The sequence below is a fragment of the Aeromonas sp. L_1B5_3 genome (assembly GCF_963866575.1).
GTDB lineage: Bacteria > Pseudomonadota > Gammaproteobacteria > Enterobacterales > Aeromonadaceae > Aeromonas > Aeromonas jandaei.
The window spans coordinates 52,175-71,422 of the sequence record NZ_CAWMDN010000132.1 but is presented as its reverse complement, the minus strand read 5'-3'; the positions used below and the strand labels follow the sequence as shown (position 1 = coordinate 71,422).

20 protein-coding genes and 1 tRNA gene are annotated in these 19,248 nt (G+C 59.1%); 2 read left to right on the top strand and 19 right to left on the bottom strand.

The window, feature by feature from the left end; genetic code table 11:
* Nucleotides 1-3: 3 nt before the first annotated feature.
* The 18 genes from nuoH to AACR93_RS17260 form a co-directional block, all read right to left on the bottom strand.
* Entirely contained in the window at nucleotides 4-972 is a 969-nt protein-coding gene (nuoH, locus tag AACR93_RS17345) for an NADH-quinone oxidoreductase subunit NuoH (RefSeq protein WP_033114522.1), read from the bottom strand.
* Complete coding sequence (gene nuoG, locus AACR93_RS17340) at nucleotides 969-3,692, bottom strand: NADH-quinone oxidoreductase subunit NuoG (protein WP_043851481.1); 2,724 nt, start codon at nucleotides 3,690-3,692, stop codon at nucleotides 969-971. Before nuoG ends, nuoH begins: the two co-directional genes overlap by 4 nt.
* A 56-nt stretch (nucleotides 3,693-3,748) precedes the next feature.
* Nucleotides 3,749-5,134: an NADH-quinone oxidoreductase subunit NuoF gene (nuoF, locus tag AACR93_RS17335; protein ID WP_042033539.1), complete on the bottom strand. Its 1,386-nt coding sequence runs from the start codon at nucleotides 5,132-5,134 to the stop codon at nucleotides 3,749-3,751.
* On the bottom strand, nucleotides 5,131-5,673 hold the full coding sequence (nuoE, locus tag AACR93_RS17330) for an NADH-quinone oxidoreductase subunit NuoE (RefSeq protein ID WP_042033538.1): 543 nt from the start codon (nucleotides 5,671-5,673) through the stop codon (nucleotides 5,131-5,133). Before nuoE ends, nuoF begins: the two co-directional genes overlap by 4 nt.
* Nucleotides 5,674-5,763: 90 nt before the next feature.
* Entirely contained in the window at nucleotides 5,764-7,569 is a 1,806-nt protein-coding gene (gene nuoC, locus AACR93_RS17325; protein WP_043851480.1) for an NADH-quinone oxidoreductase subunit C/D, read from the bottom strand.
* Nucleotides 7,570-7,571: 2 nt separating this feature from the next.
* Entirely contained in the window at nucleotides 7,572-8,246 is a 675-nt protein-coding gene (locus tag AACR93_RS17320; RefSeq protein ID WP_033114527.1) for a NuoB/complex I 20 kDa subunit family protein, read from the bottom strand.
* Between the two features lie 29 nt (nucleotides 8,247-8,275).
* Complete coding sequence (locus tag AACR93_RS17315) at nucleotides 8,276-8,680, bottom strand: NADH-quinone oxidoreductase subunit A (RefSeq protein ID WP_033114528.1); 405 nt, start codon at nucleotides 8,678-8,680, stop codon at nucleotides 8,276-8,278.
* A gap of 363 nt (nucleotides 8,681-9,043) precedes the next feature.
* Entirely contained in the window at nucleotides 9,044-9,922 is an 879-nt protein-coding gene (locus AACR93_RS17310; protein ID WP_043851479.1) for a flagellar motor protein MotB, read from the bottom strand.
* Complete coding sequence (locus AACR93_RS17305) at nucleotides 9,897-10,655, bottom strand: flagellar motor protein (RefSeq protein WP_033114530.1); 759 nt, start codon at nucleotides 10,653-10,655, stop codon at nucleotides 9,897-9,899. The genes AACR93_RS17310 and AACR93_RS17305 overlap by 26 nt, the downstream gene beginning before the upstream one ends.
* Before the next feature lie 230 nt (nucleotides 10,656-10,885).
* Nucleotides 10,886-10,973: transfer RNA gene (locus AACR93_RS17300), tRNA-Ser, on the bottom strand.
* Nucleotides 10,974-11,118: 145 nt separating this feature from the next.
* Nucleotides 11,119-11,736: a TPM domain-containing protein gene (locus AACR93_RS17295; RefSeq protein ID WP_041207438.1), complete on the bottom strand. Its 618-nt coding sequence runs from the start codon at nucleotides 11,734-11,736 to the stop codon at nucleotides 11,119-11,121.
* 21 nt (nucleotides 11,737-11,757) lie between these two features.
* Nucleotides 11,758-12,483 (bottom strand): TPM domain-containing protein, encoded by a 726-nt coding sequence (locus AACR93_RS17290; protein ID WP_041207439.1) that lies wholly within the window; start codon nucleotides 12,481-12,483, stop codon nucleotides 11,758-11,760.
* On the bottom strand, nucleotides 12,480-13,085 hold the full coding sequence (locus AACR93_RS17285; protein ID WP_043851512.1) for a LemA family protein: 606 nt from the start codon (nucleotides 13,083-13,085) through the stop codon (nucleotides 12,480-12,482). The genes AACR93_RS17290 and AACR93_RS17285 overlap by 4 nt, the downstream gene beginning before the upstream one ends.
* Nucleotides 13,086-13,129: 44 nt before the next feature.
* A complete protein-coding gene (gene mepA / locus AACR93_RS17280; protein WP_043851478.1) occupies nucleotides 13,130-13,867 on the bottom strand; it encodes a penicillin-insensitive murein endopeptidase in 738 nt (245 codons plus the stop codon).
* Nucleotides 13,861-14,742 (bottom strand): amino acid ABC transporter permease, encoded by an 882-nt coding sequence (locus AACR93_RS17275; RefSeq protein ID WP_043851477.1) that lies wholly within the window; start codon nucleotides 14,740-14,742, stop codon nucleotides 13,861-13,863. Before AACR93_RS17275 ends, mepA begins: the two co-directional genes overlap by 7 nt.
* Nucleotides 14,742-15,563 carry a transporter substrate-binding domain-containing protein gene (locus tag AACR93_RS17270; protein ID WP_042033528.1) on the bottom strand — a complete coding sequence of 274 codons (822 nt, stop codon included), beginning with the start codon at nucleotides 15,561-15,563 and terminating at the stop codon, nucleotides 14,742-14,744. The genes AACR93_RS17275 and AACR93_RS17270 overlap by 1 nt, the downstream gene beginning before the upstream one ends.
* The gene (locus AACR93_RS17265; RefSeq protein ID WP_043851476.1) at nucleotides 15,560-16,363 is read right to left on the bottom strand and encodes an amino acid ABC transporter permease; all 804 of its coding nucleotides are present in this window, start codon (nucleotides 16,361-16,363) and stop codon (nucleotides 15,560-15,562) included. The genes AACR93_RS17270 and AACR93_RS17265 overlap by 4 nt, the downstream gene beginning before the upstream one ends.
* Nucleotides 16,356-17,126, bottom strand: a complete 771-nt coding sequence (locus AACR93_RS17260) for an amino acid ABC transporter ATP-binding protein (protein WP_043851475.1) — start codon at nucleotides 17,124-17,126, stop codon at nucleotides 16,356-16,358. The genes AACR93_RS17265 and AACR93_RS17260 overlap by 8 nt, the downstream gene beginning before the upstream one ends.
* 106 nt (nucleotides 17,127-17,232) lie before the next feature.
* On the opposite strand from AACR93_RS17260, the gene AACR93_RS17255 reads away from it, so the two are divergent.
* Together AACR93_RS17255 and AACR93_RS17250 are read left to right on the top strand one after the other, a co-directional pair.
* Nucleotides 17,233-17,775, top strand: coding sequence for a hypothetical protein (locus AACR93_RS17255; RefSeq protein WP_043851474.1), 543 nt, complete (start codon nucleotides 17,233-17,235; stop codon nucleotides 17,773-17,775).
* A 216-nt stretch (nucleotides 17,776-17,991) separates the two neighbouring features.
* A complete protein-coding gene (locus tag AACR93_RS17250) occupies nucleotides 17,992-18,273 on the top strand; it encodes an RNA recognition motif domain-containing protein (RefSeq protein ID WP_071910610.1) in 282 nt (93 codons plus the stop codon).
* Nucleotides 18,274-18,344: 71 nt separating this feature from the next.
* Here AACR93_RS17250 and AACR93_RS17245 read toward each other — a convergent pair whose 3' ends face one another.
* Nucleotides 18,345-19,244, bottom strand: a complete 900-nt coding sequence (locus AACR93_RS17245) for an aldo/keto reductase (RefSeq protein WP_043851473.1) — start codon at nucleotides 19,242-19,244, stop codon at nucleotides 18,345-18,347.
* Between the last annotated feature and the right edge of the window lie 4 nt (nucleotides 19,245-19,248).

The following is a 19,248-nucleotide window of genomic DNA, read 5'->3' as shown; positions in this document are numbered from 1 at the left end:
GCCTCACTGCACATTCATCAGCACTACTGCCGCGGTGACCAGCATATTGAGCAGGGTCAGCGGCAAGCAGACTTTCCAGCCAAACGCCATCACCTGGTCAAAGCGCGGGCGAGGCAGGGAGGCCCGCAGCAGGATGAAGAACACCATGAAGCAGGCGGTCTTCAGAGCAAACCAGATGAAGGGGGGCAACCAGGGACCATGCCAGCCACCAAAGAAGAGGGTCACGATGAGCGAGGAGATCAGCACGATGCCGATATATTCGCCCACGAAGAAGAGACCCCATTTCATCCCCGCATACTCGATGTGATAGCCATCGGCGAGCTCCTGCTCGGCTTCCGGCTGGTCAAACGGGTGGCGGTGGGTGACGGCCACACCGGCAAACAGGAAGGTGACAAAGCCAAGGATCTGCGGGACCACGTTCCACAGACCAGCCTGAGCCTCGACGATGTCGCGCAGGTTGAAGCTGCCGGTCTGGATCACCACTCCCATCAGGGAGAGGCCGAGGAACACCTCGTAGGAGAGGGTCTGGGCCGAGGCGCGCAGACTACCCAGCAGGGAGTATTTGTTGTTGCTCGACCAGCCAGCGAACAGCACCGCATAGACCGCCAGCCCCGCGATGGCCAGAATGTAAAGCAGACCCACGTTGAGATCCGCCACGCCCCAGGTGGGGCTGATCGGCACCACCGCAAACGCCAGAATAAAGGCGGTGAAGGCGATGATGGGAGCCAGGATGAAGATCCGCCGATCGGCGAATGGCGGGATCCAGTCCTCCTTGAAGAACATCTTGACCATGTCGGCCGCCAGTTGCAGCAGGCCGAACGGGCCAACCCGGTTGGGGCCGTAGCGATCCTGCCACAGCGCCAGCAGGCGGCGTTCGATGAAGCTCATGAAGGCGCCAGCCCCCACGATCCCCACCAGCACGAGCAGTGCCTTGCCGACCTCCAGCAACAGATCAATCAGCGAATCGCTCATGCGATGACCTCCTGCAGGTTATTGATATATGCCTGTTGCAGCGCAGTTGGCAGGCCGTTGACGCCAAGGGGCAGACCTACCAGACCGGCTGCCAGCTGCTCGCTCAGACGCAGACGCAGTTGCCAGTGGCTGCCACCCCAGGAGAAGGAGACCTGATTGCCGGCATGCAGGGCCAGACGCTGCGCATCGACCGGGTTCAGCACCAGCTCGGGCTCGTTCATCCGGGTCTGGATGACCGGGCTGCGGGCGGAGAGCTCCTCACCACCAAACAACTGGACATAGTTGACCACTTGCAGCGCATCCTCTGCCTTGAAGGGGGAGGGGATGGTAGTAAACCAGCCAAGGGTATCTTCGCTTGCTTCCAGCAGACGGCGACCCGGATCTCCGGCACGCAGTTTGCCACCCACCTCATCCTGGAACTTGTTCCAGGCGGAAGGAGAGTTCCAGCCCGGTGCCCAGGCGAACGGTACTTGCGGCAGCGGTTGACGGGCCCCGGCATACCCTTCCATGGAGAAGTTGAAGGGGGAATCCGGATCCTGAGCCACCCGTGGCTCGCTGACGTTCTGGTTGGCCAGCATGGAGGTGCGGCCACTGTAGCGGTGCGGTTCACGAGCCAGACGCATGCCGCGGATCCGCAAGCCTGCGTTGGGGGCAGCTTCCAGCATGGTGGCCAGCAGCGGATTGCTGGTGGCGCAGTCATGGTTGATCTGGTCGAAGTTCTGCCAGCGCAGAGATGTGTGCTCAAGAGCGCCTTGCAGCGCCGCCAGCCAGCGCCACCCTTCACGCACCTGAATATCGGTGTTGTAGAAGGCCGGAGCATAAACCTGGAAGAAGCGCTGGGCGCGACCTTCCATGTTCACCAGGGTGCCATCGGCTTCGGCAAAGCTGGCGGCCGGTAGGATCAGATCTGCCTTTTGTGCAGTCCGGGTATCCTGATGATCGATGACCAGCAGGTGCTGCAGTCTCGCCAATGCAGCATCCACACGGTTACGCGGAGCACGGCGATAAAGGTCGTTCTCCAGCGTCACCAGCGCCAGCTTCTCTTGCGCTTCGATGCGCTCGAAAGCAGCCTCAAGCGGCTTGCCACCCAGCATGGCAAGACCGAGCGAGTTGGCCTCCTGGGCAACCAGCGCGATGCTGGCTTCCAGACCACGCCCTTTCAGGGCACGAGCAATATTGCTGGCTGCTTCAACCAGCGCCACGCTGCGTGCGCTGGAGCCGGCGATGATGAGCGGCTTTTTGGCGTTGCCCAGCAGCTCGGCCCAGCGTGCAGCCTGAGCCTGCTGTTCGGCAGAGAGGTCGGCGATAGCTGGCGCCGCATTGTCGAGCAGGTTGGCGATGGCAAAGCCAAGGCGCGCCTGATCGGCGTAGGGTGCGTGCAGTTTGTCGGCCGCTACGTCATCGAGACGGCTGTTGTCGAGACTGGTGATGAGCAGCGGATAGCGCTCGTTCTGGCCCAGAGTCTGCACCGCGGCAACCTGCCACAGGTCGACCTTCATTTTGCGGGCCAGCTCGCGGGCCTTGCCCTTGACGGCTTGACGCAGGGCCAGCGCAATTCGAGCCGCACTCATGGTGACATCTTCGCCGAGTACCAGAATGGCGTCGGCCTCTTCCATGTCGCGCAGGCTTGGTGTTGATACGCCGCCATGCTGCAAAATCTGCAGGATCTTCTGCTGGCATTCCCACTCGGCCTGCTCCATGCCGCAATAGAAGTTCTCTTCACCCACCAGTTCGCGCAGAGCGAAGTTGCTCTCCAGTGACGCGCGAGGCGAACCGATACCGATCACTCCACTGGCGGTGCGCAAGGCATCGGCGGCGCGGTTGAGGGCACCATCGACCGTGATGGCCAGCTTGTCGTTACCTTCACGCAGCAGCGGTTGGCGCGGGCGGTCGGCCAGGTTGACATAGCCATAGCCAAAGCGGCCGCGATCGCAGAGGAAGTAGTGGTTGAGGCTGCCGTGGAAGCGGTTTTCGATACGGCGCAGTTCGCCATAACGTTCGCCCGGGCTGATGTTGCAGCCCACGGAACACTGCTGGCAGACGCTCGGGGCAAACTGCATGTCCCATTTGCGGTTGTAGCGCTCGGAGTGAGTCTTATCGGTGAAAACCCCGGTAGGGCAGACTTCCACCAGGTTGCCGGAGAATTCGCTCTCCAGCGTGCCATCCTCGACTCGACCGAAATAGACATTGTCGTGGGCACCGTAGACGCCAAGATCCTCGCCACCGGCATAATCCTTGTAGTATCGGACGCAGCGGTAGCAGGCGATGCAGCGGTTCATCTCGTGGCTGATGAAGGGGCCGAGATCCTGATTCTGGTGGGTGCGTTTGGTGAAGCGGTAGCGACGGCTGTTGTGGCCGGTCATCACCGTCATATCCTGCAGGTGGCAGGCTCCACCCTCTTCACACACCGGACAGTCGTGGGGGTGGTTGGTCATCAGCCACTCCACCACGCTCTTGCGAAACTCCTTGGCCTCTTCATCTTCGATGGCGATATAGGTGCCATCGGTGGCCGGTGTCATGCAGGACATCACCAGACGGCCACGCTTGTCATCGGCATTTTGATACTGTTTCACCGCGCACTGGCGGCAGGCTCCCACGCTACCAAGCGCCGGGTGCCAGCAAAAATAGGGGACGTCCAGACCGAGGGACAGACAGGCTTGCAGCAGGTTATCTGCCCCGTCTACCTCGTACTCTTTACCGTCTACATGAATGGTCGCCATACAACTTCCCTGAAACCTGTTTTGTGAATTCGGCTATTGTCTGATGCGCTTGGCGTTTACCAGCGTTCACCCAAGAGATTGGGCTGGATCCCTTTGACCGGCTTGCGGTTATCGCCGCTGCCCTTGATCCCCGCTTCGAATTCGGAGCGAAAATACTTGATCGCGCTGGCAAGCGGTTCGACGGCGCCCGGAGCATGGGCGCAGAAGGTTTTACCCGGGCCCAGGAAATTGCAGAGCTGCTCGAGCGTAGCCAGATCGCCTGATTGTCCCTCACCACGCTCCAGCGCGCGCAGCAGCTTGACGCTCCAGGGCAGGCCATCGCGACAGGGAGTACACCAGCCACATGACTCGCGGGCGAAGAACTCCTCCATGTTGCGCAGCAGGGAGACCATGCTGATGGAGTCATCCACCGCCATGGCGAGGCCGGTCCCCATCCGGGTGCCTACCTTGCCGATACCAGCGGTGTACATCTGGGCATCGAGGTGCTCAGGCAGCAAAAAGCCGGTACCCGCGCCGCCCGGTTGCCAGGCTTTCAGGCGATAGCCGCTCTTCATGCCGCCGGCATAGTTTTCAAACAGTTCGCGGGCGGTGATGCCAAATGGCAGCTCCCACACCCCGGGGTTGTTTACCTTGCCGGAGAAGCCCATCAGCTTGGTACCGTGGTCTTCAGAGCCCGGCAGCGCCAGCCCGTGATACCAGGCTACCCCGTTGCCGATGATGGCGGGCACGTTGCAGAGGGTCTCGACGTTGTTGACGCAGGTGGGCTTGCCCCAGACACCGGAAACGGCGGGGAAGGGGGGTTTGGCGCGCGGGTTGGCGCGGCGCCCTTCCAGCGAGTTGATCAGTGCCGTCTCTTCGCCACAGATGTAGCGACCGGCGCCAGTGTGAACAAACAGCTCGAAATCAAAACCCGAGCCCAGAATGTTTTTGCCCAGCAAACCGGCGGCTTTTGCCTCTTCTACCGCACGGCGCAGGTTGATGGCGGCATCTACATACTCGCCGCGCAGGAAGATATAACCGCGATAGGCTTTCAGCGCCCGGGCCGAGATGATCATCCCTTCGATCAGCAGGTGGGGCAGTTGCTCCATCAGCAGCCGGTCTTTCCAGGTGTTAGGCTCCATTTCGTCGGCGTTACAGAGCAGGTAGCGGATATTCATGCTCTCGTCTTTGGGCATCAGCCCCCACTTCACGCCAGTGGGGAAGCCCGCGCCGCCACGCCCCTTGAGACCGGCATCCTTGACGGTGCTGACAATCTCGTCCGGACTCATCTGGCCGAGCGCTTTGCGCACCGCTTCATAACCCTGCTTGGCCTGATACTCCTCCAGCCATACCGGCTGGCCGTCGTCACGCAGCCGCCAGGTGAGCGGATGGGTCTCGGCCGCACGCGGGGTGCGGTTGGCGGTGCCAAAGGAGGTGAGGATCTTGCTCTGTTGCAGGCTCATGGGTAAGCCTCCAGGGTTTTCAGCAAGGTGACGGGGTCGAGCCCGCCATAGGTGTCGTCATCGATCATGATGGCCGGCCCCTTGTCGCAGTTGCCAAGGCAGCAGACCGGCAGCAGAGTGAAGCGGCCATCGGCTGTGGTCTGGCCGGGAGCGAGGTTCATCACCTCCTTGAGGCCAGCCAGCAGCTCTTCGTGACCGTTGATGTAGCAGACCATGCTGTCGCAAACGCGGATGACATGGCGACCAACTGGTTGACGGAAGATCTGGCTATAGAAGGTGGCAACCCCCTCCACGTCGCTGGCGGGAATGCCAAGCTCGGTGGCAATCGCTGAAATGGCGCCGTCAGGCACCCAGCCACGGGCCTGCTGCACTATCTTGAGCGCTTCGATGCTGGCAGCACGGGGATCTTCGTAATGGTGTTTCTCATGTTCGATGGCATCGCGTTCAGCCTGACTCAGGACAAAGTCGTCCTGTTTGCTGCTGCAAGCCCCTTGCCCCTGCGGGGTCTGATTATTGTGACACTGACATTGCTGGCTCATGACTTGACCTTTTGTGGCTTGTCCTTTTACTGCGAGTCCTGTTGTCTCGTCATTGCGGGTCACTCGCCTTGGCGAGCAACCCGTGATGAGTTAACGGTCCACATCCGACATAACGAAATCGATACTGCCCAGATAGACGATGAGATCCGACACCATGCTCCCTTTGATCACCGAGGGGATCTGTTGCAGGTGAGCAAAGCTCGGGGTGCGGATCCGGGTCCGGTAGCTCATGGTTGAGCCATCGCTGGTCAGGTAGTAACTGTTGACCCCCTTGGTCGCCTCAATCATCTGGAACGACTCGGCTGCCGGCATGACCGGGCCCCAAGACACTTGCAGGAAGTGGTTGATCAGGGTCTCGATGTGCTGCAGCGTGCGCTCTTTGGGCGGCGGAGTGGTCAGCGGGTGATCCGCCTTGAACGGGCCCTCCGGCATGTTCTTCATGCACTGCTCAATGATGGAGAGGCTTTGGCGGATCTCCTCGATGCGAACGGTGGCGCGATCATAGGCATCGCCGTTGCTGCCGACCGGCACTTCGAAGTCGAATTGATCGTAACCGGAGTAGGGACGCCACTTGCGCACGTCGAAGTTGAGGCCGGTGGCGCGCAAGCCTGCACCCGTAGTGCCCCAAGCCAGAGCCTGTTCGGTGGTGTAGGCGGAGACCCCGATAGTACGACCACGCAGAATGCTGTTGCGCATCGCGGCTTTCTCGTAATCCATCAGCCGCTTGGGCAGCCAGCTCAGCAGGTTGTCTTGGATCAGACGTTGCCATCCGTTGGGCAGGTCGTGGGCAACACCACCGATACGGAACCAGGCCGGATGCATGCGGGCGCCGGTGATCGCCTCGATGATGGTGTAGATCTTCTGGCGGTCGGTAAAGGTGAAGAAGACCGGGGTCATGGCCCCCACGTCCTGAATATAGGTACCGAGGAACAACAGATGGCTCTGGATGCGGAACAGCTCCGCCATCATCACTCGGATCATGTCGACCCGCTGGGGCACCTTGATGCCGGCCAGCTTCTCGACCGCCAGCACGTAGGGAAGGTTGTTCATCACTCCGCCCAGATACTCGACCCGGTCGGTATAGGGAATGTAGCTGTGCCAGGACTGGCGCTCGCCCATCTTCTCGGCACCGCGATGGTGGTAGCCGATATCGGGCACGCAGTTGCGGATCTCCTCTCCATCGAGTTGCAGTACCAGCCGGAAGGCGCCGTGAGCCGAGGGGTGGTTGGGGCCGAGGTTGAGGAACATGTAGTCCTCGTTCTCGTTACCACGGGCCAGACCCCACTCCTCCGGTTTGAACAGCAGGTTTTCCTGCTCCATGTCCTGCTTGGCAGCATCGAGCATGAAGGGATCAAATTCGGTGGCGCGTGCAGGGTAATCCTTGCGCAGCGGGTGTCCCTGCCAGCTCTTGGGCATCATGATACGGGTCAGGTGGGGGTGACCATCAAAGGTGATACCCAGCAGATCCCATACTTCCCGTTCATACCAGTTGGCATTGGGGAAGTGGCCGGTGACGGTCGGCAGGTGCAGATCGCTTTCGGCAAGCGGCACCTTCAGCATCACATCGGCGTTACGGTCGATGGAGATGAGGTGATAGAAAACGGTGAAGTCACTTTGCGGCAGACCTTCACGGTGGGTGCGCAGCCGTTCGTCAGTCGCACTCAGATCGAAGAGCATCACGAACGGGGAGGGCACCTTGCGCAGAAAGTTCATTACATCGAGCAGCAGCTCCCGGGCAAGCCAGACGACAGGCACGCCGGTACGGGTAGTCTGCACGGTGAAATGCTGTGCCCCGAAATGGGCGAACAGTTCGCCAATGACCTTGGCATCCTTGTGATCGGTGGGTTGCCACTGGGCCATTGCATAATTGCTGGGAAAATCGCGAGTCAGTTTCATGGTCAGATCTCATCCGGCGTGCGCAGGTTGGTCACATCGATCCGCTCGCCACGCTTGCGGTCCTTCTCGGCCGGCATCTCGGGACGGTAGATCCCCTGATCGCCAACCACCCAGGATAGGGGGCGACGCTCTTTGCCGATAGAGTCTTGCAGCAGCATCAGGGCTTGCAAAAAGGCTTCGGGACGGGGTGGGCAACCCGGAATGTAAACATCGACCGGCAGGAACTTGTCGACGCCCTGAACCACCGAGTAGATGTCATACATACCGCCCGAGTTGGCACAGGCACCCATCGAAATCACCCATTTAGGCTCGAGCAACTGCTCATAGAGACGCTGGATGACGGGCGCCATCTTGATGAAGGGTGTACCTGCGATCACCATGAAATCGGCCTGACGGGGAGAGGCTCGGATAACTTCGGCCCCGAAGCGGGCCACATCGTGGGGTGAGGTGAAGGCGGTACACATCTCCACGTAGCAGCAGGAGATACCGAAGTTGTAAGGCCACAGGGAGTTCTTGCGACCCCAGTTGACGGCATTTTGCAACACCTCCTCGACCCGTCCCATCAGGATGCCGCGCTCGGCTTGCTGCATCAGAGGGTCATCGACGGTTTGGCTCTGCTCCTGGGGATAGCGTTCAACCGGTGCGTCCGGGTCTATCCGGGTAAGGGTGTACTTCATGGTGCAACCTCAAGGAAAGGGTCTGTGATTCAGTCACTGTTTTTGTTGTTCAGCTGCGGTTTGCGCGGCGACCACTCCAGCGCACCGATGCGCCAGAGGTAGACCAGACCGATCAACAGCAGACCGATGAAAATGGTGGCTTCAATGAAACCGACCCAGCCGCTTTCGCGAACGGAAACGGACCAGGCGAACAGGTAGAGTGCCTCGACATCGAAGATGACGAAGAACATGGCGACCAGATAGAACTTGGCAGAGAAACGCAGCCGGGCACTGCCGACCGAGTCAACGCCCGATTCGAAGGGTTTGTTTTTGGTGCGGCCATGAGCACGGCCACCCAGCACGGCAGCAAGGCCGATCATCCCCAGGCAGAGGCAAATAGCTGCAATGACGTAAATGGCAAAAGCCCAATGTTGAACAGCAATATCAGCAAACATAGAGGTTTTCCCTAACCGAATTAATCATGCGGTGTAACAATGATGTCACGCATTATGACACTTTAGTACTGATTTACATGTCATTTTTATGGATTAATTATTAATCGGTTAAGTGGAAATTAAATTTTGTTACGGAGCTCAATTTTATTGAGAAAAATGTATGTAATTGACGCTGGTCAGATCAGATGACATGTCTGAAATTTGAGCTTTAGAAGGTTGATTATTATCCAGCGACAAGTGGCTGCATTTCTGTCTGGAATAGCCATTTCAAATAAGTGGCTATATGTCTGTGCTTTTTGAAAGGGGTTACCCGCCGCCCTGTGTGAAGTCAGGGCGGTGGCTTTATGCGGAGGGTGTTATCGCTCAGGGTTTGAGCAGGGGAAGAGTCTGTTCGGCGGCTTTGCCTTGAGAGAGGGTGATCTCGACCCGGCGGTTGGCCTGCCGGTGATCTGCTGTGTCGTTGGCATAGCGTGGCTGGGTATCAGCCACGCCCTGGGCGATAACCCGCTTGGCATCCAGTTTGGGATTGCCAAGCAGTGTCTGCACTATCGCGGAGGCGCGCAGTACTGACAGTTCCCAGTTGTTTCGGTAGAGCTCTACCGGAGCCTGTGAATCATCGGTGTGACCAGTGACCACGATGGCCCCCGGAATATCGGCAAGAATGCCCGATATCTTGTTGACCAGCGGTACAAACTGGGGCTGCAGAAATGCCGAGTCGGCCGGGAAGAGCGCCTTTTCGCCGATGCGGATCACCAGCTGACTGCCAAGCTGCTCGACTTCCAGATCCTTGGATTCAATCTGTGCCTTGAGTTGCTGCTCAAGTTTCTTCTTGGTGACCTGAACCCACTCCTGCTCTTTGGTCTTGTGTGGCCAGGATTCGGTGGCACTCGGCTTCTCCGAGGCGCCTATGGTCTCGTTGAACGGGTCAGATGCCGCCATCGGAGCATCCTTCTCCAACACCGTCTCTTTCTTCGGGCTGCTCGGTGTGGTCTTGGATTCAGGCTCCAGAATGCCTGTCCCCCCCTGCATGACTGGTGAACCGGCGGGAGGGGAGACCAGACCAATTTTACCCAGCGACTCGATAAAGCCCTGGATCAACACCCGGGTCTCTGACTGTTTGGCCATCGCAAAGGAGTAGAGCACCACGAACAGGGCGAATAGCAGAGTCATGAAGTCGGCATAGGAGACCAGCCAGCGTTCGTGGTTCTCTGGCGCTTCAGCCTTTTTCTTTTTGGCCACCATGACCTCCCAGATAGGGTTCGAGGGTTACTTGCAGTCTGGCTTGAGACTCGCCATCCACGATGCAGAGAATACCGGTGAGGGTCATCTCCTTGTAGTGGCGGATCTGGTGAGCAAATGCCTTGTAGCGGTTGCCAAATGGCAAAAAGATGAGGTTGGCGGCTGATACCCCGTAGATGGTTGCGATAAAGGCTACCGCGATGGCACCACCGAGTTTGTCCGGTGCATCCAGCAAGCCCATCGCGTGGATGAGGCCGAATACCGCACCCACGATCCCCATGGTTGGGCAGTAGCCCCCCATGGCTTCATAGAATTTGACGGTTTGCTCGAGATCTTCCTGTTCAAATTCGATCTCGTTTTCCAGCACCTCGTGGATCTTGGTCTTCTCGTAGCCATCGACCATCATCTGTACCCCTTTTTTCAAAAAGGGGTCTTTAATCTCTTCGATCATCCCCTCAAGCGCCAGCATACCGCTGCGCCGGGCATTGCCTGCCAGAGTTTCGAGCAGCTGGGCCTGTTCCAGCATGTCGAGTTTGAGGGGCGCAAGCAGCCATTTGAACCGTTTCAGGCTGTTACCTACTACGGAGAAGGGAAACTGGGTCAGTGCGGCGCCGATGGTACCGCCGATTACGATAAGAAAGGCGGGCAGATCGAGCAGCGCACTGGGGTGGCCGCCCTCGATCATGTTACCGCCCAAGATGGCGATCAACGCCAGCACCAAGCCGATTAAGCTCATTTTTTACACATCCCTGAATGTTGATAATGGCTAGTTTAGCTATTTAAGTATCAGTTTTTCAAAATGATATCCAATCTGCGAGCAATAAATTAGAGCTCTGGCCAAGTCTGCATGGCATGGATATCGAGGGCGCTTAAAAAGCAGGCAGTGCAGGATAAATAATAGGGAAGATAGAGCGAGCAAGCAGTAGAAAAGCAAAAAGCCGACCCTGAGGTCGGCTTTTCTAAATTTGGCGGTGAGGGAGGGATTCGAACCCTCGATACGTTGCCGTATACACACTTTCCAGGCGTGCTCCTTCAGCCACTCGGACACCTCACCAAATTTTCGTTCGCTGCGCTGTTGCGCTGGAACGGGGCGTAATTTAGGGGAAATGGCTGGGCGGGTCAACCATTTTTCCCCTTATTTTTCATAATCTTTCTCGAGTGCCTAACCCTTGAACAGAAAGCCGTTTTTTTAATCCGATTCAGGGCTTGTCGAGGATGATCAGGCTGTCCGGCAGCTCGTTCTGGTCACGGGTTGCAGGGAAGGCGTCGGTCAGAATGGCGCTGGTGCGCTCCACACACTCCAGAAAACCTTGCTCGATCTCGTTGTTGCGTACCCGCATCACGAAGTCGTTGATGATCTCCTGCCACTGGCTGTTGTCGATATGCTGGGCAATGCCGTCATCCACCAGGATCTCGACATAGTGCTCGGCGGCCGAGACAAAAATGAGCACCCCCAGACGATCGCGGGTGCGGTGCAGCCCCTGCTCGACAAATTGCAGGCGAGCCATCAGGGCGGCCCTGTGCTGGCGTACCTGTTTCGGGATCAGCCGCATCTTGATAGGGGTCCAGTGGAACAGCAGGCTCAGCAGCAGCCAGACTGACCACTGCACCAGCAGGATCTCGTACCAGCCGAGCCAGAAGCCAAGCTGGAATACCAGCAGCGGGGTCAGCATAGCCAACAGAGCGGCCCAGAGGGTGGGAATATAGCGATATCCATCGCTGGCCGGGGCCAGCACGGTCACCAGTTCGGCATCCGTGGCCTGTTCGGCTTGTCTGACCCTGGCCTGAAGCGTGTGATAAAACTGTTTGGAAATCATGTTGTCGTCTCTTAATCCCTGTTACCAACCACCAGAGGCACCACCGCCTCCAAAACTGCCGCCACCGCCGCTGAAGCCACCGCCAGAGCGGTTGCCAAAGGAGCCAGCTCCAAATCCCCCTGCCATGTAGGCCGAACGACGTCGCCCGCCCGGGCCACCACCGCCTCCTCGCAGGTTATGGAGCACGATCATCGCAATCACCATCAGGATGAATAACCAAGGGCCACCGAGTTTGTCCTCCTTGCTGGCGTTGTCGGTCGGCTGATACTGACCGCCCAGCGCCTGCATGATGGCCTGACTGCCGGCAACGACCCCGGCCACCATGTCACCCCGTTTGAACGCTGGCAGGATCCGGGTCTGAATGATGTTGGCGGCAATGGCATCGGGCAGATCACCTTCCAGCCCATAGCCTACTTCGATGCGAACCTTGCGCTCGTCCTGAGCGATGAGCAGAAGGACGCCGTTGTCCTTGCCTTTCTGTCCGATCCCCCAGTGCCGGCCCAGCTGATAGCCATACTCTTCGATAGTCTCGCCCTGCAAGCTGTCGACGGAGACCACGACCAACTGGATGCCACTGCGCTTTTCAAAAGCGGCCAGCTGCTGGGTCAGCTGGTGGGCCTGTTTGCGGGACATCAGACTGGCTTCATCCACCACCCGCCCGCTCAGCGTCGGGAAGTCCGGTGCTGCTTGCAGGGCACTGGCCCAGAGCAGCAGACAGGGAAGAAACCAGCGCAGCATCATGTTCATTGGAAGCTCACCTTGGGTGCTTCATCCGCTCCGGGTTTGGCACTGAAGCTGGGTTTTGCCTCCAGATCGGAGTAGAGCATCTTGTGCCAGATCACTCCGGGGAAGGTGCGGATTTCGGTGTTGAACTGGCGCACCGCCTCGATATAGTCGCGGCGGGCTACGGCAATACGGTTCTCCGTCCCTTCCAGCTGGGCTTGCAGGGTGAGGAACTGTTGATCCGCCTTGAGCTCAGGATAACGTTCCACGACCACCATCAAGCGGGAGAGGGCGCTGGTGAGCTGATTCTGCGCCGCTTCAAACTCCTTGAGCTGGGCCGGGTCGCTCACCTGCAGGCTGCCAACCCGGGCGCGGGCATCGGTGACCGCCTTGAGGGTCTCCTGTTCATGATTGGCATAGCCTTTTACGGTTGCTACCAGATTGGGGATGAGATCTGCCCGGCGCTGGTACTGGTTTTCAACCTGTCCCCACGTGGCCTTGACCTGCTCATCCAGCGTCGGGATGTTGTTCATGCCGCAGCCGGTCAGGCTCAGCAGCAGGGTCAGAGTCAGGAGGCTCTGCGTGGTTTTGCGCCAGATTGATATGGCCATCTTGTCGTTCTCCATCATTAATGGCTTGCGAAACAGGGAACCACCATAACAGCTTGGGGTCAGTTGCGACAACGCGCGGGCAGCACAGGCATCTTGTTGATACTGGACACCTTGGGCAGCTGTGGTTTGTCTTTCAGCCAGGAGGCCAGCTCGGCTCCGCAGCCGTTACCGGGGGGAATAGGTGCTTGCTGCTCGCAATCAGGACTTCCCGCCGGGCAGCGCAGCCGCACGTGAAAATGGCTGAAGTGGCCAACCCAGGGGCGAAGCTTGGCAACCCAGGCTTCATCACCAGCCTGCTGGCAGACCGCCGACTTGATTACCGGATTGACAAAGATGCGGGCCACCTCGGGTTTGCTGGCCGCCAGCCGCAACAGGGTGAGCTGTTGCGGCCCGAAGCGGCCCGGCAGCATCTTGTAGCTGGGTTCGTCGATGAGCGCCCACTCCTTGGGGGCATCCTGCTCCCATTTGCTGATGGGGCGGTTGGCCATGCGAAACCAGATATCGGCATCAAGGCCGGTCTGGTGGCTGCGATGGCCGGTGGTAAAGGGGCCACCATGGGCCATCGCCAGATCGGCGATGTAGAGATCCGGCAATCCGGCCATCCGGGTCTGGTTGGCCAGTGTCTGCAGATAGTGGATGAGATCGGGATGGCCGTAGTAACGTAGCCGCTTGGTGCGGATCACCTGATAGCCAGGGCCCTCCAGCGGCAGTGCCATTCCGTTTTTGAGGCAGCCTGCGGTGTATCCGCCGATCGCTTCGGCTTGCAACACAGTAGCCAGTAACAGGGACGTCAGCATTTGCGTGCTCCTTGTCTTACTTCGAGTCGGCTGAGCAGAATAAACAGACTCAAACATATCAACAAATAGGCAGCCGCCACCAGCAGCCAGATCTCGTAAACCAGCCCGCTCGAGTTGGCCATCTCGGTACCGACGAAGGTGAGCTCCTGCACCGAAATCAGCGAAACGATGGCCGTATCCTTCACCAGTGCGATGAGCTGGCCGGTGAGGGGAGGCAACATCAACAGCATCGCCTGCGGCAGGATCACATGGCGCAACCTCACCCAGGGGGATAACCCGAGGCTGTGGGCCGCTTCCCACTGTCCTTGGGGGATGGCGGCAAGACCGGCGCGGACGATCTCGGCAACGAAGGCCGCGCTGATCATGCCGACGCAGAGGGTACCGGAGATGAGGTTCTCCCAGCGAGCCGGCGGGCCAAACAGCACTTCCAGCCAGGTGGGAATTGAGATGTTGCCGAGCCAGCTTGAGAGACCACTCGCAGGCAACAGTTGGTTGGCGATAAAGAAGTAGAAGATGAAGATAAAGACCAGCGGCGGCAGATTGCGGATGAGCTGGATAAAGAGGGTGGCCGGCAGAACCAGAAACGGGCGACGACTGAACGCCGCCACCCCCAGTGCAGTGCCGAGCAGCAGCGCCAGCACCATGCCAAGCAGCGCGATACGCAGGGTTGTAAGCAGACCGCTGAAAAAGTAGGGCGTCTCGCCGCGGGGGCCATGCGTAAAGAGCTGCGCGAAGGCATCGTGCCAGTGCCACTCATAGGCGACCCCTATGTGGATGCGGCTGGCCAGCCAGAGTCCCGCCAGTGCCAACAACAGCACTATGACTCCGTCCAGCCAGCTGAATCGTTTGAGAGTACGGCTTATCAAGCGTTGCATCAGGGGTTGGCGACCTGTGATTCCCATGCCAGCGACTTGAACCAGTAGTCGTGACGGGCCTTGAGCCAGCCATCGGCCTGACGGGCGGCGATCCACTCGTTGAACTGTTCGGCCAGCGCGTCATCCCCCTTGCGCAGGGCAAACCCCTCATCGCCCTGAGCCAACTGCTTGGCAAAAGGCATGAACAGGGCATCGGGGTGGCGCAGCGTCTCCTGCTCCGGTTTTGGCGAGGAGGAGAGAGCGCCGTGGGCGCGACCGTTCAATACCTCCTGAAATACCTGAGATTCATCGTCAAACTGGCGCAGGGTTGCCTTGGGGAAGTTGGCCTTGGCCACCTGTACCGGCGATGCGCCCCGGCGTACCGCCAGGATCACCCCGCGCTGGTTGAAGTCAGCGATGGTTTTTTTCTCTTTGGCCAACGTGCTGGAGGCGGCCAGCTGGACGCCCGAGTGGGAATAGGGGTGAGTGAAGCGCACGCTCTTCTCCCGCTCCGGGGTGATGGTGAGGCCACCGATGATGACGTCGTACTTTTTCGCCAGCAGGGAGGGGATAATGCCATCCCAAGCGGTGGGTACAAACTCCACTTGCCAGCCGAGATCGGTGGCGAGGCGCCGGGCGACATCGATCTCAAAGCCGATCAGCGCACCTTGTTTGTCCCGCATCGCCCAGGGGGCGAAGGTGGACATGCCGACCCGCAGGGTGCCGCTCTGCTCGATCCGGGCCTGGGTAGCGGAAGGGGCCGTGTCTGCATGTGCCGGTGTCAAGAGGGTCGCCAGCAGCAGGGCGGCACCCGATAGCGCGGTTTTGATGGAAATCGTCATGATTGGCGTCCTTGTTGTTCCGGATCCAGATGCCGGGCGAGCAGCCGGGCACAGCCGGAGAGGGTCAGCGTTAACAGCAAATAGAGGGCGGCCACGGTGAACCACACCTCGAAAGTCAGAAATGTATTGGCCACCAGAGTACGGCCTTCGTTGGTCAGATCGAAGATGGCAATGACGCTGACCAATGCCGAATGTTTGATCAGCGATACCAGCTCGTTGGTGAGGGGCGGCAGTGTGATGCGCACCAGCTGCGGCAGGATCACCTTGCGCAGGGTAATGGCCCGCGACAGGCCGAGGGTACGCGCTGCCTCCCACTGGCCTTGGGGGATCGCCTTGATCCCCGCCCGCAGCACTTCGGCGGTGAAGGCGCCCTGATAGAGAGAGAGGCTCAGCACGGCGCAGGTCAGCGGCGCCAGCCCCAGCATGGGGCCGAGCAGGAAGTAGAGAATATAGAGCTGTACCAGTTGTGGCGTTGTTCGCACCAAGCCCAAATAGGTGATGGCAAGCAGTGGCCCAAGGCGGGAGGGGAGCAGACGCAGACTCACCACGCAGATCCCGACCACCAGCGTACCGAGCAAACTGAGCAGCGCGACCTGCAAGGTCACCAGCAACCCGTTTAGCAGGGGACCGGCATAAAAGGTTCCTTCATCCCATTCGCCTAAAAAAGGCAATACGCGTGGCCACTGCCACTCATATCCCATCGCTTGCGCACCGCTATATATGCTCCAGCCGAGCAGCAGAGAGAGCACAAGAGTGCCACAGAGCCAGCCGAGCAGCCGCACGGGTTTTGCGTTAGTCATGGTAGCTGAGTACCTGCTCCAGAAAGGCTCTGGTTCGCGGCTGGGTCGGGTTGCCAAACAGCTGGGCGGGTGGGGCCGATTCGATGATCCGCCCCTCGTCCATAAAGATGACCCGATCCGCCACCTGACGGGCAAAGCCCATCTCGTGGGTGACGCAGATCAGGGTCATGCCCTCGTCCGCCAGCTCGCGGATCACATCCAGCACTTCGCGGATCATCTCGGGATCGAGGGCCGAGGTGGGCTCGTCGAACAGCATCAACTCAGGCTGCATGCAGAGGGAGCGGGCGATGGCGACCCGTTGCTGCTGACCACCGGAGAGCTGATGGGGGTATTTGTCAGCCTGTGCCTGAATGCGTACCCGCTCGAGCAAGCCGAGAGCCCTCTCCCGCGCAGCCTGTGGCGACAATCCCAGGGTATGCATCGGTGCCACCATCAGGTTTTCCAACACCGTCATATGGGAAAAGAGGTTGAATTGCTGAAATACCATGCCGACCCGCCCCTTGAGGCGGCGCACATAGGCGGGGCTTACCGGTTCGCCAAAGAGGGATAGCTGGCCGCTATCGATCCCCTCCAGCCCGTTGATGGTGCGGATCAGGGTCGATTTGCCGGAGCCAGAGGGGCCGCAGATAACCCACTTTTCTCCCCGCTCTATGGTGAGGTCAATCTGATTGAGGGCCTGAAAGTCGCCGTAGAATTTGTTGACGCCACAGAAGCGTACGCAGGGTTGCGAGCTGAGCAAGGAGCAGGTTCCACTGAGAATCATTTACGCCATGGTATTGATTTTATAGGAGGATGACAAAGAAAAGCCCCTTGTCAGTGGCGCTATGGCTATTCACAATGGCGCCATTTCGTGATGACAGGAGCTTTTCATGCCTATTACATCCTTGCTGGCCAACAAGCAGGTACAACTGCTGATGCCGCCGGCACTCCGCTATCGCTGCGTCATTTTTCTGCTGTTGCTGGTGAGCTGGAGCGTGGTGGCGGTCTCCTTGTGGGATGGTCGGGAGGGGATGGCGCTGCTCAACTGGGTCGGTACCATCTTCGGCGGCATCATCGCACTGATGGTGGCCCTGCCACGCAGCTGGCAACCGTGGCGGCTGGCAGAGCTTGGCTGGGATGAGGCTCACATCTATCTGCTCAATGGCAACAAGAACGAGGCGTTGGCGGTGCCGCGTAACCAGCTGGTTGCCATCGAACAGGAGCGGCGGGTAGGTCATGATGGCCAGTGGCTCGATTTCAGTCTGGATCTGCAGTTGAGCGAGCCTGAACTTGCCGCTGCCATGGCTCTGCTGGATCTCAAGGCGGGTGAGCTGCATCTGGTCAGCCCCTCTGTCTATCGCTTCGGGTTTAAACGGGCCTGGCATGGTCGCCGCGCTCTGCTGCAGCAGCTGGCGGCGTTGCAGCCAGCCTGAACAGACTATTTTCTCGACAATTCCCGGTAAAGCTCGGATACTGCCAGTGACTCGAATTGATCTTGTCTGCACTGTTCACCCAAGAGATCAATCACTTGAAAACAGTGTGGAGAGAGCCACGGCATGAAGCCATGGCAGGGCTGGCATAGGGGTTGTGCCCTTACCGTTATGCTGGTGATTGCATAGAGAAGGCACCTTGAATCGAGAGTGGATGGCATGAAGATTTACGTAGGTAATCTGTCGTACCGCATGACGGCCGACGAACTGAAAACTCTGTTCAGCCAGTTTGGACAGGTCGACAAGGTTGATATCATCATCGACCGCGATACAGGCCAGTCAAAGGGGTTTGGTTTCATTGAAATGCCGGCCAACGCTGACGCTGAAAAGGCGATTGCGGGCCTGCATGGCACTGAAGTTGGTGGGCGCACCGTAACGGTCAACCAGGCCAAACCGAAGACAGATGCCCCCCGTGGCCGCCCTCAGCAGCGCCATCGCTAAGGTGCCTCAGTAATGCAAAACGGCATGGATTATCCCCATGCCGTTTTTGTTTCTGGTGGTTTTCGCCCGGATCAGGGTACGTCGTAACCGAGCGCAGCCTTGCGAATGCGAAACCACTGTTGACGATCAAGTTTGATGGACTCCGATGCTACGGTGGCAGCAATCCGTTCCCGCTTGCCTGAACCGATCAGTGGCAGCGGCTGGCTTGGCAGCATCATGACCCAGGCATAGACCACCTGTTCGATGGTCTGGGCCCCCACTTCAGCGCGGATCTGCTCAAGCTCTGCTCGCAGTGGCTCGCAAGCGTGATCGTTGAACAGCCGGCCACCGCCCAGGCATGACCATGCCATCGGTTTGATATTGAGCTGTTGGCATTGGTCCAGAGTGCCATCGAGCGTCCCCTCCTGATGCAGCGGCGAGATCTCCAGCTGGTTGGTTACCAGCGGGAAGGGGAGGCGGGATTGCAGCAGTTCAAATTGGCGTGCGGTGAAGTTGGAGACACCGGCATGCTTGATCTTGCCAGCCTGCTTCAGGGTGATGAAGGCATCGGCGACCTCATCGGCGTTCATCAGGGGGTCCGGACGGTGGATCAGCAGCAGATCCAGATAGTCGGTGCCGAGCTTGTGCAGCGAGGCGTCGGCACTGGCGATGATATGGGCCTTGCCGGTGTTGTAGTGGTTGAGAGCGTGCTGCGGTTTGGCGGTGAGGGCGATACCGCACTTGGTGACGATCTCCATCCGGTCGCGCAGGGAAGGCTCAAGACGCAGAGCGTTGCCAAAGGCCTCCTCGCACTGGTAGCCACCGTAGATGTCGGCGTGATCGACAGTGGTAACTCCCAGATCCAGATGGTATTTCATCAGATCGAGCAGGGCGGCCGGGGTGAGATGCCACTCCATCAGGCGCCAGTACCCCATGATGATGCGGGAGAAGGTGGGGCCTTGCGGATGCAGGCTGACGCGGGATACAGACATTGTT